The sequence below is a fragment of the Bradyrhizobium sp. UFLA05-108 genome (genome assembly GCF_059803455.1).
On record NZ_JBANAZ010000025.1, the window covers coordinates 30,772 to 47,995 of the forward strand.

Below are 17,224 nucleotides of genomic sequence, written 5' to 3' on the forward strand. Positions count from 1 at the left end.
TTTAAATATGGTTTTGCAATAATAAGCGCGCTATTTTTGTTAATTAAATCACCAAATAAACCATCTTCCGCCTGCTCTCGCCAGAAGACAAAGCCTGCGGGACGGCGGGATGAGCAGAAGGTTCCTCCCAGGTTTGGTAATCCAAAGGCAGTCATTCAGATGGAATTTTGCCCTACAGAGCTCCATGAAGCCTATCTCCTACGACTTGAGCCGGCGCACGACAGACGCGGCTTCTTCGCTCGCAGCTTCTGTGTCGAAGAATTCGTGGCCCGTGGACTCGAGGCCGATTATCCGCAGCACAGCATTTCATTTTCCGCGCGCAAGGGAACTCTGCGCGGCATGCACTACCAGAACGCCCCGTACGGCGAGGCAAAATTGGTCCGCTGCACCCGAGGCGCCATCTTTGACGTTATTATCGATATCAGACCCGACTCACCAACCTATCGCAATTCGCAGGGATTTGAGCTGTCGAGCGCGAACGGCGACCAACTCTACATTCCGAAGGGGTTCGCGCACGGGTTCCAGACGCTTTGCGATGATGTCGAGGTGAGCTACCTGATTTCCACGCCATACCAGCCTGATTTCGCCCGCGGCATTCGCTACGACGATCCGGCGTTCGGACTGAATTGGCCGCTAGCGATTGCGGAAATTTCCGAGAGGGATTTGCATTGGCCTGATTTTTCCCAATAGAGCGCACGAGCCTTGTACAAGGGTCAACTCAGTCGGCTTCTTGCTGGCATTGCAACGCAAATTCTTGAATCAAATGGTGGTTTATGGCGGCCATTCTCCAGCTCAACGCCAACTCCGGCTCTCTGGTCCAGTTGAGAACGGGCGCAGCGGATGCGCCGCTTTTCCTCTTCTGCGGAGGCGACGGCAACCCCCACGGCCTCTCAGCACTGGCATCGCGCATACGCAACTCAAGAGCGTCGATTGGCATCGATTTTTGTCGAGGCGACAGTCACGGTAAGTTACCTTCGACGGTCGAAATTATGGCGGATCGCTGCTGCTCTGCAATCCGCGCGTTTCAGCCTCGCGGGCCCTATCACCTTGTTGGCTATTCGTTTGGAGGCCTAGTCGCGATCGAGGTTGCGCGCTTGCTTCGGCAGTCGGAAGAGGAGATTGGGCTGGTAGGACTAATCGATACTCGGTTCGACCAACGCTTCTGGCCGACGCGTATTTTTCTCCGCTCACAAGCGCACCTGATCTACCGACATCTCGCGATCCTTGTCGGAGTACCACTGAACCAAGTCGTTCCGACGTTTTTCCAACGCTCTCGGCGACTGGTCTATCGCTTGCTGAGACGACAAATGCCTGCCTCTCGACCCACCTCGACGACACCGGTGGAGTCGATGAGCGCTATCGAACAACACTGCAGAGCACTGATGGCCGAATACCGTCCAAGGTATTATGCGGGAAAGATCACTTCGTTCGAGGCCGACAATCACGATGCGTACGGTTGTAGCCCGGCCGAGCTCTGGCAGGGAATGGCTGCTGACATCGAATGCCGGTCGATAGTTGGCACCCATGTCGGCATCGTGACTGACAGCGCATCGCTCAATGAGCTTGCCGCGGCCCTCGACTCTGCTCTTATGGCCTGCCTACCGCCCCCTTGAGCTTGGGATTTTCAACCATCTCGGCCTTTGCAGTGGAGCCGCCGGCTCGACCGCAATGCGGTTTCCCTCATTCTCGTTTGACCTATTTGCGACGTGCTTCGGATTCCGGTCACCCGAGAGATGACGCGGCGTGTTGGGCGGTGCCCCCGAAAAAAGCCCTGCGTCACGATCTCGGCGACTCTCTCTCATCCAGACCAGCGCTCCACTTGCATACTGATTGGAGCTGGCATCGTTACCCAAGCATCTATTTTGGTTGAGCAACGAACAGTGGCCTCAAGAGCCCGCTCTGATACAGTTGTTGCGCTGCGCCCCCGATTGCAGAAAATGGCAAATTAGCACGCTCGGCAATGTCAAGTAGCGAATGCGCTCCATCAGAAAGGTTCAGTATCCACAGCATAGCCATGTTGGCAGCTACAGCGCCCTTGTCCCCGCCGACCGGTCCATAGAGTCCGCGCCGTCCGAGTTGGGGCTCGCATTTCGGCAGTGTGTTGCAATACACCCCGTTGTTTTCCACGATATCGATTGTCTCGGCAATGAGGCGGTACGACAGGGACAAGTGGTTGGGTGCAATGAAATCGAGATTGTCGCCCGACGTATGGTACTCAGGAATTTCACCGAATTTGCTGCGCTGGAAAAGCCCTACCGGCAAGTTAAATCCGGGCGAACAATACTGGCGTTCGTCATAGCCGTAAGGAGAAAAGTCAAGGATCGTCGGCGTCAGCCCGGAGTGATGCATCGCATGGATAACCGCCCGATCGATCTCGCTATCGCCGCGCCGGCTCTTCTTGTAGGTTGGTCCGCCACCATCTCCAACCATGGAAACGATCAGCCCGTGCTTGATGCGTCGGCACCGATCCTCGTTGCGCGCTAGCCACGTAATCGCGCCGATCGTACCAGGCGCAAACAGAAACCGGTAAGTATATCGCGTCGGCAGTCCCTTCATCCGCTTCGCAAGCTGTGTCAGCAGCGCGATGCCGGAACAGTTGTCGTTGGCGAGCGAGGGGTGGCACACGTGGGCCGAGAGCAAAAATTCATCCTCGGATTCGCCCTCGTGCAGATACTCGCCGTATGTCAGGTATCCGTCCTCGAGGGTCGAGTCGATGACGACCTCGTAGGTCTCGTCTCTGAGCCCCTCAAACAAGCGGTGGCTCATGCAGAATGCCCAGTTCTCCGCGTAATATGATGTTCGATAAGGGATCCGGTCGGGTTGATCCGGCAACGTGTAGACGTGCTGCTTCAACTCGCTCAGCGAGACATGCTTTCGCACCGGCACGCTATAGCTCATGACATGCAGATTTGACCGAGCGAAGTCGAGAATCTTCTCGCCCCGCTCATTCTTGATATACGCATCGCGAATATTCCATTCGCGGGGGACGACCCAGTCGAAGACCGCGGTTCCAGTTGGTACCTCGTGGATCTTAAGATCGATATGCGTGCCGACCGCACGCAGCGTTTTCCGTACCCCATCTCCGGTGATGCTACGGCAGATCGGGTATATCTCCGCAGCAAAGGCGAACAGATCTTCGCCAATATTTTCGCTCAGAAGCAATTCGTTCAACTTCAAATGATCATTCATACTTCAGCTTGAAGATGCTGCTTCGCGTAGCGCAAGTCCCGATCAAGCACTCCGTCGCGGACGAGCTTCCGAATATGGCCAATCCGCTGATATCGCGCTCCTTCGAACTCTTCCAAGGTCACGTTGGACAAACGATAGGCCCTGTAAAGCTGCTCAGCTCCCATTCGGGCATCCCAGCGCGGCTGGAATCCCGGCAACTTGCGCCCGATCTTCTCAAAATTCACCCGGTAGGAACGCGCATCTGGACCCGCACCGTCGGCCAATTCGATCCTGCAATTCGGCACGACGCTCGCGACGATTTCGGCCAAATCTCGAATTCGATAATTGTGGGCGGTCTGGCCGACATTGAATGCTTCATTGAACACAGCCTCGGCCGGCGCCTCCAGGGCGGCAATGAACGCTCTTGAAATGTCTTCGATGTGGACGATCGGACGCCACGGCGTGCCATCCGACTTCAGATGAATCTTCCCCGTCGTGAACGCCCACGCAACCAGATTGTTCAATACGATATCGAAGCGTAGCCGCGGTGAGAGCCCGTATGCCGTTGCGGGCCTCAGATATACCGGACAGAATCCATTTCCGGCCAGTGTCGATATACCTTGTTCGGACGCGACCTTGGATTCGCCGTAGGCCGTCACGGGATTGAGAGCGGCGGTCTCGTCGATCATCTCATCGCCGGCTTTCCCATAGTTGCTGCATGAAGAGGCAAATACAAAGCGCTGCACGCCGGCCTGCTTGGCTACCGCAGCCATTCGAACGCTTGCGCGATGGTTGATTTCGTCCGTCAGCTCAGGCTTCAAATTTCCAAGCGGATCGTTCGACAGCGCAGCAAGATGCAGTATTGCATCATAGCCGACGAAGTCAGCCACCTCCACATCTCTGACATCCTTCTGAATCGTGGGGACATCGAGAATCGAGCCGCCTGCCGAGTATGTGCATCGAGAATAGAGATTACTGTCTAATCCGGTCACTTGGTGGCCAGCGCTGACCAGCATTGGGGTCAAGACGGTACCGATGTAGCCAAGATGTCCAGTTACAACAACTCGCATTTCTTCCTCTCCAAGTAGTGTCTTTTCAGGAACGGGGCTGCCTCACGCGTCCTGGCCAAGCATCGCACGCTCGACCGTCGACAGTCAGCGAACTCACGAAGCTATCCCCTGTTGCTCACGGGCGGCCGCGAACCCACGTTCGGCGCGCCACCACTTCACAAGATCAGATAGCCCCCGCTCAAGTGAGATCGTGGCGCGAAAGCCCAGAAGACGTTCCGCCTTGCCCGTGGCAGCCAAGCGGCGCGGAGCCGGATTCGCCGAGCGTTCGGGTGCGAATTGCGGAACTACCTCGCTACGCCCCATCACTGATGCGAGTGCTGAAGCGAGCTGCACGATGCTTGTTTCGATGCCGCTTCCGACGTTGAACACCTCGTCGCTGACCCTTGCCCGCGCAGCAAGGATGTTGACACGTGCGACGTCGCGTACGTGTACTAAATCCAACGTCTCTTGGCCGTCGCCAAAAATCACGGGAGGCATTCCGACTTCCAGCCGCTCCATCCACCGAATTAGCATCTCAGTGTAGCGTGCGTGGATATTCATCCGACTGCCATAGACGTCGAAATATCTGAACGCGACATAATCAAGGCCATACATATCGTTGTAAGCACGCAGCAGTCCTTCAATACACGCCTTCGCAGCTCCATATACCGTCCGGTTGCCATACGGATTCTGACGCTCGGTCGTCGGAAACTCTTCAGCCATGCCGTATACCGACGCCGACGACGCCGCGATGACCTTCTCGACGTCGTGCTTCACACAGAGCTCAAGCAGCTCGAAGGTGCCATTTACCATGACATCCATCGCCATCCGCGGTTCGGCGGCACAATGGGAGTTTCGTAGTGCCGCTTGATGAAAGACGATATCGGCGCTCTTGACCAGCGCCGCTACCAATTGGCTATCGCGTAGGTCCCCGTCGACCAGCCGCACCGGCCCTCTCGTCAGCGGCCGTCGAAGATTCTCTGGTCGACCAGTCGACATATTGTCGAGCCCGACGATTTCGGTGCAGCCCTCGTCGCACAGCAATTCTATGATATGCGAACCGATAAACCCGGCGGCACCAGTAACGAGAACGCGTTTACCCTTGAGGTCAATCAACACCACTCTCCTGCTGCTAACCTGTTAGGCCTTGTCGCAACGACTTTCTTCTGGAATGCGCCATCATCGCGGAACACTTGAGCTTCGGATCCCGCGATCGTCTTCAGTTCGGCTGCGATGGAAGTGATTCGGTCCGGCGACAATTCCGGATAGATCGGAAACGAGAGAAATTCCCGCCCAAGTCTCTCGGTCACCGGGAGATCGCCAATTCGATATCCAAGTTCGACGTATTTCTTCTGTAGATGGACCGGGATAGCGTAGTGAACACCAACCCCAATCCCAGCGTCGCGTAGCTTCTCGATCACCTTATCACGACATTGAAACCTGACGGCGTATACATGATAGACATGTCGGCTATGGCTGGATGGCTGCGGATGCGCGAGTGACCTATCCGACAACACCCGATCATACTGCATGGCGATGGACCGACGAGCTTCGGTCCAGAACTCAATATGGTTCATCTTAACGTTCAGCACGGCAGCTTGAATTTCATCCATGCGGTCGTCATATGATGATGGGACAACCTGATCACTGTTGTCGCCCTGCTTCCAATCGAGCAGCCGTGATATCCGACGGGCAAACTCGGGGTGATTTGTCGTCACGGCCCCAGCTTCGCCATACGCTCCGAGATTCTTGTCGGGGTAGAAGCTGAAACAACCGAGGTCCCCGATCGAACCAGCTCGCCGGCCCTTGTACTCGGCGCCGTGGGCCTCTGCCGCATCCTCGATGACAATGAGACCGTGCCGGCGGGCCATCGACATAATTCGGTCCATGTCGGCCATGAGTCCATGTAGGTGGGCCGGCACTATTGCCTTCGTCCGCGGTGTGATTGCCGCCTCGATCGAGGCCGGGTCCATCGTCCACGTGACTGGATCGACCTCAACGAAAATCGGCGTAGCGCCCCGGCGGACAATGGCAGCCGCTGCTGCAGCGGAATTCATTGACACCGTGATCACCTCGTCGCCCGGTCCAACTCCGGCCGCCAACAATGCCAGATGGAGTGCCGTCGCGCCGCTATTGACGGCTCGGCAATAGCGGACGCTACAATAATCGGCAAAGCGCGCCTCGAAGACGCCAACCTCAAGCCCGCGCGCAGATTGCGCACTTGCGATAGCACACGCTATCGCGGCTTCGATCTCCGGCCCGATCGTGCGAGCTTGTGCTTTCAGGTCCAGGAACGGGATCAATTCAGCTACCACGATCGTCGTTCTATATGATTTAATAATTTAATGTATCACTATCATTAAATCAAATAAATTGTAATAATCTGGCGACAGATAGTATTAACGGCAGATTTTCGAACCGTCCCGCAGGTTTCCCGTTCGGATTGTCGATTCAGTCCTGGGGGCGCCGCAGACGACGCCGGATTGTGCGGCACTCATTTTCTATCTGCGGTCGATATGCGCGACCTCATTTAGATACGTCCCATAGCCGCTTTTCTCTAACGATCTCGCCAGCGCGACGACCTGGTCGCGATCGATGAATCTCTGCCTTAAGGCGACTTCCTCGAGACAGGCAACCTTCATCCCTTGCCTTTTCTCAATGGTCTGCACGAACATCGCCGCGTCAATCAGCGACTCCACTGTGCCGGTATCCAGCCAGGCGAAGCCTCGTCCCATCCGCTCAACGTGGAGCGCATCGGCCAACAGATAGCGCATCTGCAGATCGGTGATCTCCAGCTCGCCCCGTGCCGAGGGCTCGACACGTTGTGCATATCGCACGACGCGGTTGTCGAAGAAATAGAGGCCCGTGATAGCCCAGTTCGATTTCGGAACCTTTGGCTTTTCTTCGATCTGAAGTGGACGATCGGCGTCATCAAAGGTAACGACGCCATATCTCTCAGGATCTCGCACGTGATAGGCAAAAATCGTTGCACCTTCCTCACGACCCGCAGCTCTGGCGAGGAGTGCACTTAGCCCGTCGCCGAAGAAAATGTTGTCGCCGAGCACCATCGCAACGCGATCGTTCCCGATGAAATCGGCACCAACAATGAACGCATCCGCAAGTCCGGCGGGACGGGGTTGCTCCGCGTACCTGAGCCGAATCCCCCATTGGCTGCCGTCGCCCAGCAGGCGCTCGAACTGACACCGATCTGAGGGCGTGGTGATGACAAGAATCTCGCGGATTCCTGCCAACATCAGCGTCGACAGCGGATAATAGATCATCGGCTTGTCATAGATCGGCAGCAACTGTTTGCTGACAACGTGCGTGATCGGATAAAGTCGCGTTCCGCTGCCCCCAGCCAGCACGATTCCTTTCAGCATCCGCTTCTCCTTCTCCGACAAGTTGATCGAGACAAGTTTCGAGAGAATGGCGCCACACCGGCAGCCGTATCCCGAACACGCGTTCGGCTTTGGACGAATCCAGGCGCGAATTCGGCGGCCTCCGGGCAGCGGTCGGGTGTTCTTCCGTCGTAATTGTTTCGAGTTTCGGAACCTGAAGTCCACGACGGGCGAGGCCATCAAAGATCGCCTCAGCAAAACCGTGCCAGGTCGTTTCGCCCTGTGCTGCGAGATGAAAGATGCCGGAGCTTGCCCTGCGATCAACCGTTACCGACCGTTCCGCAATGTGGAGCAGCGCTGCAGCTAGATCCAAGGCGGACGTCGGCTTTCCGTGTTGATCCTGAACAACCCTTACCACCGGCTGTGTTTCGCACAGCCGCAGCATCGTTCGAACGAAGTTGGTGCCAAAGGGGCTATACAGCCATGAGCATCTGATCACTGTCGCAAGCGGATGCGCCGCTAGAACGGCAGCTTCGCCCGCAAGCTTTGACTCGCCATAGACATTTATGGGAGCCGGAAGATCGCTTTCGTCATAGACGCCCGACTTCGCACCGTCGAAAACATAATCGGTTGACAGATGAATAAGCGGAATATTCCTCCGCCATGCGATGTCTGCCAACGTAGCGGCGCCATCACGGTTGATGCTGTACGCATTCGCTACTTCGGACTCAGCGCGATCGACTGCTGTATAGGCGGCGGTGTTGATAATGATTGAGGGGGCAATCGAATCGACGGCTTTTTCGATCGCTAGACCGGCCGCAAGATCGAGCTCCTTACGACCAAGTGCGACCACGGGCAGCCCGCGATCGACACCGAGATTGTAAAGACACCTGGCTAGCTGACCATTGCGACCGGTGACTAGGATGGATCTTTCCGTCATTTGCGACCTCAATGTTGGGCAACCAGAAGCCCCAGGCGCGAGCCCTTGTGGATTTCCAGGCGTGCGCGTTCCCACCACGCGCGATTCCTAAGATACCAACCAACGGTCTCGGCTAAGCCTTGCTCGAAAGTTCTCTTGGGTTGCCAGCCAAGTTCGCGATGAGCTTTCGACGCGTCGATAGCGTAACGAGCATCGTGGCCCGGACGATCTGCTACAAAGGTGATCAGGGATCGCCTCGCCGACAAACCAGGACATAGCCGGTCGAGCACATCGCAAATCTGGGTGACGACGTCCAAATTTGAGCGTTCTGCGCCACCGCCAAAATTGTACTTCTCTCCGATTTGGCCTCTGAAGAGCAGCTCGATCAAACCAGCTGCATGATCCTCGACATGGAGCCAGTCGCGCACGTTGCTACCGTCGCCATAGACCTGCAACGGCTTCTGCTCGATTGCGTTGAGAGTGGTCAGTGGGATCAGCTTCTCCGGGAATTGAAACGGCCCGTAATTATTTGAACAGTTCGAGACCATAGTGGGCAAGTCGTAGGTTCTGCACCAGGCAAGTGCGAGGTGGTCCGATGCCGCCTTGCTCGCTGAATATGGCGAACTGGGCTGATAAGGCGTATCTTCGCGAAAGCGATCCGACGGCCCCAGCGAGCCGTACACTTCGTCGGTCGAAACGTGGACAAAGCGAAACCGCTTCCGGCGTGCAGCAGAAAGGCCAACGTAATATCTCTTGGCCGTTTCCAGCAGAGTATACGTGCCGAGTATGTTGGTGTTGATGAATTCCGCCGAGCCGGTGATTGACCGATCGACATGGCTTTCGGCTGCGAGATGGATGACCGAGGTCGGCTCGTATTTGGTGAACACGAGGTCCATGGCCGCCTGGTCGCAGATGTCGTGCTGCTCGAACGCATATGAACTTAGCCCCGCGATCGACGACAAGGAGGCGACGTTGGCCGCATATGTCAGCTTGTCGACATTGACCACTGAAGCTCCATGCTGCAGCATCAGTTGCCGACACACTGCAGAACCGATGAAGCCCGCCCCGCCGGTTACTAGGACACGCATGCTCTCTCCGTTATTCGAAGATCGAATTCAGCTGGTTGAGCGTAGGAAGCGTTCGATCTTTTGGTGACACCTGGGCTTCAGACACGTCGACCGGCCACGTAATCGCTAATGCGGGATCGGCCCAATAGAGCCCCCCGTCATGAGTCGGAGCGTACACCTGATCGACCTTGTAGAAGACCACGGTTTTTGGCTGCAACGTACAGAACCCGTGGGCGAATCCCTTCGGAACAAACAACTGCTCTCCGCCTTCGCTATCCAACTCGACCGCAACATGCTTGCCGAAGCTGGGCGATGAGCGTCGGAGATCAACCACCACATCGAGGATGGCCCCGCTTAGCACCCGGATGAGCTTGGCCTGTGCAAACGGCGGACGCTGGAAATGCAAGCCGCGGACCGTGCCAATCCGGTCCGAACTCGACTGGTTGTCCTGAATGAAATCGTGGAGAATTCCCTTCTCCGCGAAGGCGGACCGTCGAAAAGTCTCGCAAAAATAACCGCGGGCGTCGCGGAATCGATCCGTTCGGATCATCTTGACGTCAGGAATCGCCAAACATCGCATTTCCAGCATCAGCGCGTCCTCCGATTATACCGGCCCTCTATCTTCCGAGGGAAAGTCGGCCAGATCTGCGATGCGAAATTTGTCCGTCACGCAAAGGCGTCGCATCTGATGCATTCGAATCTCCGAACCTACGCTCATCGAGTCTCGTGCCTCCAACCATTGCAGTGCGCGATTTCGTGCTCGCGCACGCGAGCCTGGTCGTCGAGCGAGCTCCCGTTCCTCACCTTCGGGACGATGATCAGGCACCCCCCCGCCCCCCAAATAGAGCAACCGAATATCTGTTTGCCCTCCGCCGCTGCTGCTCCAAGAGTCCGACAGAGAGTGTCGATCTGGCCCAAGGACAACTCCAACTCGACCATGCCTGGGGGAGCCGGAGCAATCCACGCGGCCGGCGGAGACTGAATATCGATCATCGAAGCCTCCCCGTAGAAGACCAAAAGGCACGCACAACGGATCGACCTCCTCCGACCGTGCAGACGGCGCAAACGAGGCTCGGCAGCACTGCCAGTTGAACAACCGCAGCGCTTCGAGACGGGCTGCCCAAGTAGCGGCGGTTGTCTGGGAATCGATCAGCTGCGAGCACCGTCGAAGCGGAGGCTGCCAAACATCGCACTTGCAACATCGAAGCTCTCTGACTTTGCTCGCAATTAAATCCATTATTACAGCACGAAGCCCGAAACCGGGTTCATGGCTGCGAAGACGATCAACGCGAATGAAAAAATAGCTCTGTAATTACCGACAGTTCCACTCCACAACCAACTCGTGCACCTTCAATCGAACTACGCAACCCGAGCCCAAATAATATCTCAATACTATTTAATTTGGCAATTGCCATTTTACCAGATATATTTCATTTAAATGCCAGACGCAAAATACAGACGCCGGTGCAAGCGGCTGCGCCGTCGTGGTTGCGCCAACCGAGAACAGGTACCTAATGCTCCAGAGCAATCTCCCACAGACCGACAGGGCACGCCTGCAGCTGAGTGGGCAGACACAATTCGATCAAATCGAAGGCGGGGGGATCGCCGATCTCGTCAAATACGGCATCACCTTTGTAAGACGCCAGTATCTCGTGATCATCGTCACCGCGGCGCTCGTAGTGGCTGCCACGACACTCTATCTTCGAATGGTCCCCCCAACATACACGGCACAAGTTCAAGTCCTGTTGGCGAGTCCGAGGTCTCAATTTGTCCAGCAGCAATCTCTTCTTCCTGAGCCCGTGGTCGATGCCACCCAGATCGAGACACAACTGCAAATGGTCAAATCGCGAGCCGTTGCAGCTGCAGTTATCACACAGCTCAAGCTCGCCGATGACCCTGATTTTACTGGACCAAAACTGTCTCTAAGCTCCTTGCTGCAGCACATCCGAGGCTTGAACCTACGGAAGGACGATCAGCCCTCAGTCTCGGTCGGCGCGGGTCAACCCTCCGAACGGGAAATTGCCGCATTCCTGGACCGACTGTCTGCGTATCGTGTCGGGTATAGCTACGTCATCGAGATCAGTTTCAGCTCGAGCAGCGCGATGCGCGCGGCGGAAATCGCCAATGCCGTGGCGAACGCCTATATCAACGACCAGACAAACGCTAAGTTTGAAGCCACGCGAACAGCGAGAAACTGGCTGCAGGAACGCCTGGAAAAACTCAATGAGCAGGCCCAGGCAGCCGAGCGTGCGGTGAGCGCGTACAAGTCTCAGAACAACATTGTGTCGGCCGGCGGAAAGCCGATCGACGAGCAGCAGATCAACGATCTCAATGCCAGACTGGTGGCAGCTCGCGCGCAGACCTCTGATGCGCAGGTAAAGGTAAACCGGTACGAGGCGATTTTGCGCTCCGATGCTAACGGTTCGTCGGGCATCAGCTCCCCTGATGCGGCTGGCGCGGATGTGCTGCAGAGCCCGATCATCAATAACCTTCGCCAACAGTATCTCGAGCTTTCGCGTCGTGAGTCAGATTGGACGGTGCGGTATGGGCGCGACCATCTGGCAGTCGTCAATCTGCGAACTCGAATTCGAGATCTTCGCACGTCGATTCTGGAAGAAGTCAAGCGGCTCGCCGAGGCAAGCCGGAATGAAATGGAAGCAGCTCAGCAACGGCAACAAGAACTGGAGAAACAGCTCGCTCAGGCGGTCTCTCAATCGCGCCTGACGAATTCGGCGGAAATAACGATACGAGAGCTGGAGAGCCGAGCGAAGGGTCTTCGTGCGATGCACGAGGCGTTCCTTCAGCATTATATGGGCTCGACGCAGCAGGAAACATTCCCGATTTCCGAGACCCGGGTGATCTTTCCTGCCTCACCGCCCCAGAGCAAGAGCAAACCCAAGACGAAGATGGTACTTGGCTTGGGCATATTCGCGGGGATCGCCCTAGGCTTCGGCCTCGCTTTCATCAGGGATCTCATGGATCGGGTCTTCCGTACCTCCTCGCAGGTAGAGACCATATTGGAGCTGCCGTGCCTATCGCTAGTCCCTTTGCTGCGGCTTCCTAAAACTCTAAAACCGCCAGCCCGCTCGCAGCAAGCAGATGAGGATACGCGGCTGCGGACGATCTCAAATGTTCCGGCCATTCATCGGGCTGTTGTAGGGATGCCGCTCTCGCGGTTTACGGAGTCCATCCGTTCAATCAAGCTTGCCATTGACCATAGTCCAGCGAAAGTTTCCAACCAGGTGATTGGCATAACTTCCGCTCTGCCCAACGAGGGCAAGACTTCAATCGCAGCATCTCTGGCTCAACTCATCGGGCATAGTGGCAAGAAGGTTATCATCGTCGATTGCGATCTCAGAAACCCGTCCCTGTCTGCTGGCGTAACACCCAAAGCGCGCACCGGCATTATCGAAGTTGCGAACGGCAGCCGCTCGCTCGAGGAGACGATCTGGCGCGATCCGAAGACCAATTTGGACGTGCTTCCTGCAAGACGGGGCTCCCTGATCCACACCAGCGAGTTTCTTTCAGCCGATACCATTTGCAAGCTGTTTGAGCGTTTGCGTCAAACGTATGACTACGTCATCGTGGATCTTCCCCCACTAAGCCCCCTGGTCGACGTACGCGTCACTGCCCCCTTGATCGACTGCTACGTTTTGGTTGTCGAGTGGGGGCGAACGAAGATCGACGTCGTTCAGCACGCTCTGCATACCGCGCCGACCATATCGGATTCGTTGATCGGCGCTGTCCTCAACAAGACGGATATCAAGGCGATGACTCGATTTGATGCTTCGCGCAGAGACTATTACGATGACAGCCACTACCTTCGATATGGTTTCTCTGATTCCTAAGTTGCCTAGCCGCAAGAACGAATTCAGGTTCGGCGGCGGGCATCCTCGACCGAGGTGATCGCCTGCGGCGAGGGCCGAGTTACAAATGGTGTCAGATGATTGTCCGGCTCCTACTGCTAGCCCAACTCCTGGTCGTTGTTCTGGCCTTAGCCATGGGCGACAGCTCCCCAGCGTTGGGCACCGTGTCAGTCCTCCTTGCGTCAGCCATGTTAACCATCGGGATCTCGGTCTCGTCCTCCGTCCTAACCCGCTTTGGGATGCTCCTGCATCCTTTCTTTGTCGTTCTCCTCGCGCTTCCAGCGCTTTGGATGGTCTTTCAAGTGCTTCCGATCCCGATGCGGGGACTGGGCAACCCAATCTGGGCGACCGCGTCGGCTGCCTTGAATGAACCTTTGGCCGATAGAATCACCGTCGACATCTGGGCAACTGTGCTCGGACTTGCTTGGTATAATGCAATCGTCGCCCTCGGCCTCCTTACAGCGGTCGTCACACTCGACAGGCAGCGCGCGGCACACACCCTTTACGCGCTCGTCTCAATCACGATGTGCACGTCCGCGTTATCCATATGGGGAAAGACCAATGGTTTAGATACGCTCTTTCTTGGCAAGCCTATTCCCCTACTGATCTACAGCCCGACCGCAGCAGTATTGGGCGTTCTTCTCTCTTTGGCGATGGCGATACGTACGATCGACCAATTGCCACGTAGTCGGCAGCCACGACGACCTGCAGGCGCCCGGACGACCACTCTATCGGTCGCGGTGATCGCATTCTTGATATGCACGGCGGCGATTCTCGTTCGTGGAGATTCCACTGACGTTATTGCCGCGTTCATTGGCGCGAGCCTGCTTCTGGCCATCGTCGCCATTCGCATATGGTTCTTCGGACTCTGGGGCATGGCCGGCGTCCTTGCGACCGCCGCAGTGATCTTCGTCGCAAGCTTAACGGTCGTTCCCTTCAAGTGGGACGCGGACCTCACCATAGCGTTGTCGACGCAAAATCAGGCCGCAACCGAACGAATGCTACAGGACATCCGCCCGGGCGGATCCGGCGCCGGTACGTTCAAGGTGCTTCTGCCACTCTATCGAGATATTGGCAGGACCGCACTGCGTGAGCAGCCGACTGCCGCCTCCGCGGTTACAATTGAGATGGGGCGGGCTTTCCTTTACGGGATGTTGTTCGTCGCGGTGATCGGTGCCTTTATTTTGTTTAAGCGGTCTCTGGCGCGTGGTCACGACTATGTTTATGCGGCGCTCGGGGCAGCCGCGTCAGTCTCTCTGCCAATCATGGCGTTTACAAAAACTAGCATTTTCGATTCGGGCGTGCCGTTTCTGGTGGCCGCACTTTACGGCTTGGCTTTTAGCCAAAGCCTCCACGGACCAAGGCGCGAAATCGGTTCATCGGGCTCAGGGCTTTCAACTGAAAGCAACGATCAGCCTATGGCGGCTCGATCTGTTTTTCCGCCTTCTTTCGGCAGCTTGAGCGCGCGTGCGGCACTCTTGTCAATTGGAGTACTTCTGATCATTCAAGCGGCAGCGATTTTTTCGCAATCGCTGCATTTTGACCTCAACGTCTCGAATATGCTGGGCACGACTTCCAGCGAAGCGTCGCTGCGAAATGGGCCCAACACGACCGCGATCACGTCCGTCCCCAAAAACGACGAAATAGGGTCGCGATTACCAGTTGCAGAACAGTATCAGGCGGATGAGACCGCTCGGGACCATCTGAGCACCGATCGCCCCGCGCTCAACGTGTTCGCCAGACGATTGTACTATTCGCCGCTTCGCGGCGATCTTTGGCTTATGCTGGCAGCAACCTCGCAGCGAAGTCGGGCATCTGGATACGACACCGCAGCCCTCCTTAAGATGTCCTACTATACAGCACCAAATGAGGTGGATCTGTTCCCGCTTCGACTGTCCGTCGCCCTGGGTACGGATGCCGCCATGAAGGACCCTGAATTCCGTGATCTGATCAGACGTGACCTCAAATTTGTGCTCACGCGCCAGCCAGCTCTCAGGCCAGCCATTGTTGCGGCGTACCGATCTGCTTCAGCGGATGGCAAGAGGTTTGCCGAGAACCTGCTTTCAGAGTTCGATCCGGGTTATCTCCCGAACGTGCGTGGGCTACCGTAAGGAGCCCAAATCAACATTGGAGCAACCCATGGCATATACGCGCTGGTAGAGCTGACAAGGCGCGTATCCGAAAGCCCGGAGCGATCTTTCCCAGCCCGGCGCTTCTTCCAACGAGAAACATTTATCAGGCGTCGCTTTTTTATAGATTAAAATTTTTTTCTTGATATTATCGAACAATTAATCATACATTAAACAACAATATTTTCTCGCGTTCCCCAATATGAATTTCGTAAACAGACATATCGCAGATCGCGCCGTCGAAACCGCCGATCTGGGCTCGGACCTCTCGCTGGTCGCGCGAAAGTGGCCGATCCGTTATGATTCAATTGAGTTCGTTACGCTCTGTGCAGATGTTGCAACCATTCTGTGCGCCAGCATCGTTTCCGGCCTGCTCGCCGAAAGCGGTGGGACGGCGAATGAGCTAGGCACGTCACTCGGATACGGCATTATCGCGTCTGCGTTTTTCGCATCCGTACTCAAAGCAAATCGCCTTTATCAACCAACCGAGCTCCTTGTGCTCCGAGGTCAGGTCCGCGCCATTTGCCTGACTTGGGCTTCCTTGCTGCTTCTCGCTGTGATTGTGGATCATTTCAAGGCTCACCCGGATTTTTCGCGGGGCGCCGGCCCGTTTTTTGCGCTGCTCGGCCTGGCCTCCTTGATTGCCGAGCGGTGTGTTATCAGAACTCTACTCATAAGCTGCCTGAGCGGCAGGAAATTTGCCGAAAAAAATATCGTCCTGATTACCGATCAACCACTGTCGCTACATGCGGGATTGTCGGAGACGCTCGCGATCCTGGGCTTTCGCGTTACGAGCCGATTTAGCTTACCTCCGATTGGATTCGATCCCACCTGGCGAAAGCGACTCAGCGCTCGCGTGATTGAGCATATCCGCAGCTCCGAGATCGACGAGATTGTGGTGGAGGCTACCCCCGACCGATGGTCCGACTTGCGGGCTTTCATTGCCGATTTGAGGGTATTGCCATTCCCGATCATGTTTGTCCCGGTCGGGGCAGCCTCTGACCTGCTCCGCCACCCAACACGAAAACTCGGGAGCGCTGTTTGCGTAGAACTTCAGTCAGAATCTCTGACGGCATTTGAAAGTACGATGAAGCGAGCGATCGATCTCATTGGCGCTTGCCTGGTCCTGATTGCATCGGTTCCGTTAGTCGCGATTGTTGCACTAGCAATCAAGGTTGATTCCCCCGGCCCTGTTCTGTTCCGGCAACAACGCTGCGGCTTTAACGGCCGTATTTTTTCAATTCGCAAGTTCCGCACAATGCACGTACTTGAAGACGGACCCTATGTCGTTCAGGCCGTCCCCGCCGATCGCCGTGTCACCCGCGTTGGACGATGGCTACGCCGCACTAGCCTTGATGAGTTGCCGCAGTTGTTGAATGTGCTCGACGGCAGCATGTCGCTGGTGGGCCCGCGCCCCCATGCGCTGGCTCATGACGGACAATTCGAGAAACTCCTGCGGAGCTATGCCCTCCGCCGCCGCGTCAAGCCAGGTTTGACGGGCTGGGCACAAATTCATGGCTGCCGGGGACCCACCAATGCCCCGATTGCGATCGAGCGGCGTGTTGAATACGATCTCTGGTATATCAACAACTGGAGCCTAAAGCTCGATTTAGCAATCCTGCTACGCACGCCTATCGAGGTGCTGAGGGGACGCAACGCCGTCTGAGAACCTATTGCGGCTTTGGCTA

13 protein-coding genes are annotated in these 17,224 nt (G+C 56.3%); 5 read left to right on the top strand and 8 right to left on the bottom strand.

Annotation, left to right across the window (positions count from 1 at the left end):
- Positions 1-159 precede the first annotated feature (159 nt).
- Together rfbC (SO140_RS19515) and SO140_RS19520 are read left to right on the top strand one after the other, a co-directional pair.
- The gene (gene rfbC / locus SO140_RS19515; RefSeq protein WP_449383049.1) at positions 160-690 is read left to right on the top strand and encodes a dTDP-4-dehydrorhamnose 3,5-epimerase; all 531 of its coding nucleotides are present in this window, start codon (positions 160-162) and stop codon (positions 688-690) included.
- An 83-nt stretch (positions 691-773) separates the two neighbouring features.
- Positions 774-1,613: a thioesterase domain-containing protein gene (locus tag SO140_RS19520; RefSeq protein ID WP_474799938.1), complete on the top strand. Its 840-nt coding sequence runs from the start codon at positions 774-776 to the stop codon at positions 1,611-1,613.
- Positions 1,614-1,857: 244 nt separating this feature from the next.
- On the opposite strand, the gene SO140_RS19525 is transcribed toward SO140_RS19520, so the two are convergent.
- From SO140_RS19525 to rfbC (SO140_RS19560), 8 genes are all read right to left on the bottom strand, one after another.
- Complete coding sequence (locus tag SO140_RS19525) at positions 1,858-3,189, bottom strand: DUF4910 domain-containing protein (protein WP_474799936.1); 1,332 nt, start codon at positions 3,187-3,189, stop codon at positions 1,858-1,860.
- Positions 3,186-4,238 carry an NAD-dependent epimerase/dehydratase family protein gene (locus tag SO140_RS19530; protein ID WP_474799934.1) on the bottom strand — a complete coding sequence of 351 codons (1,053 nt, stop codon included), beginning with the start codon at positions 4,236-4,238 and terminating at the stop codon, positions 3,186-3,188. The genes SO140_RS19525 and SO140_RS19530 overlap by 4 nt, the downstream gene beginning before the upstream one ends.
- Before the next feature lie 93 nt (positions 4,239-4,331).
- Positions 4,332-5,333, bottom strand: coding sequence for an SDR family NAD(P)-dependent oxidoreductase (locus SO140_RS19535; RefSeq protein ID WP_474799932.1), 1,002 nt, complete (start codon positions 5,331-5,333; stop codon positions 4,332-4,334).
- Entirely contained in the window at positions 5,330-6,520 is a 1,191-nt protein-coding gene (locus SO140_RS19540) for a DegT/DnrJ/EryC1/StrS family aminotransferase (protein ID WP_449383064.1), read from the bottom strand. The genes SO140_RS19535 and SO140_RS19540 overlap by 4 nt, the downstream gene beginning before the upstream one ends.
- A 198-nt stretch (positions 6,521-6,718) precedes the next feature.
- Positions 6,719-7,597, bottom strand: coding sequence for a glucose-1-phosphate thymidylyltransferase RfbA (rfbA, locus tag SO140_RS19545; protein WP_498542955.1), 879 nt, complete (start codon positions 7,595-7,597; stop codon positions 6,719-6,721).
- On the bottom strand, positions 7,506-8,495 hold the full coding sequence (rfbD, locus tag SO140_RS19550) for a dTDP-4-dehydrorhamnose reductase (RefSeq protein ID WP_449383043.1): 990 nt from the start codon (positions 8,493-8,495) through the stop codon (positions 7,506-7,508). Before rfbD ends, rfbA begins: the two co-directional genes overlap by 92 nt.
- 8 nt (positions 8,496-8,503) lie before the next feature.
- Complete coding sequence (gene rfbB, locus SO140_RS19555) at positions 8,504-9,562, bottom strand: dTDP-glucose 4,6-dehydratase (protein WP_498540204.1); 1,059 nt, start codon at positions 9,560-9,562, stop codon at positions 8,504-8,506.
- A 10-nt stretch (positions 9,563-9,572) separates the two neighbouring features.
- The gene (gene rfbC, locus SO140_RS19560; RefSeq protein WP_474799927.1) at positions 9,573-10,130 is read right to left on the bottom strand and encodes a dTDP-4-dehydrorhamnose 3,5-epimerase; all 558 of its coding nucleotides are present in this window, start codon (positions 10,128-10,130) and stop codon (positions 9,573-9,575) included.
- 925 nt (positions 10,131-11,055) lie between these two features.
- Here rfbC (SO140_RS19560) and SO140_RS19565 point away from each other — a divergent pair.
- From SO140_RS19565 to SO140_RS19575, 3 genes are all read left to right on the top strand, one after another.
- Positions 11,056-13,389 carry an AAA family ATPase gene (locus SO140_RS19565; RefSeq protein ID WP_449383040.1) on the top strand — a complete coding sequence of 778 codons (2,334 nt, stop codon included), beginning with the start codon at positions 11,056-11,058 and terminating at the stop codon, positions 13,387-13,389.
- A 206-nt stretch (positions 13,390-13,595) separates the two neighbouring features.
- The gene (locus SO140_RS19570) at positions 13,596-15,518 is read left to right on the top strand and encodes a hypothetical protein (protein WP_498540205.1); all 1,923 of its coding nucleotides are present in this window, start codon (positions 13,596-13,598) and stop codon (positions 15,516-15,518) included.
- Between the two features lie 220 nt (positions 15,519-15,738).
- Entirely contained in the window at positions 15,739-17,202 is a 1,464-nt protein-coding gene (locus SO140_RS19575) for an exopolysaccharide biosynthesis polyprenyl glycosylphosphotransferase (protein ID WP_449383038.1), read from the top strand.
- The last annotated feature ends 22 nt before the right edge of the window (positions 17,203-17,224 follow it).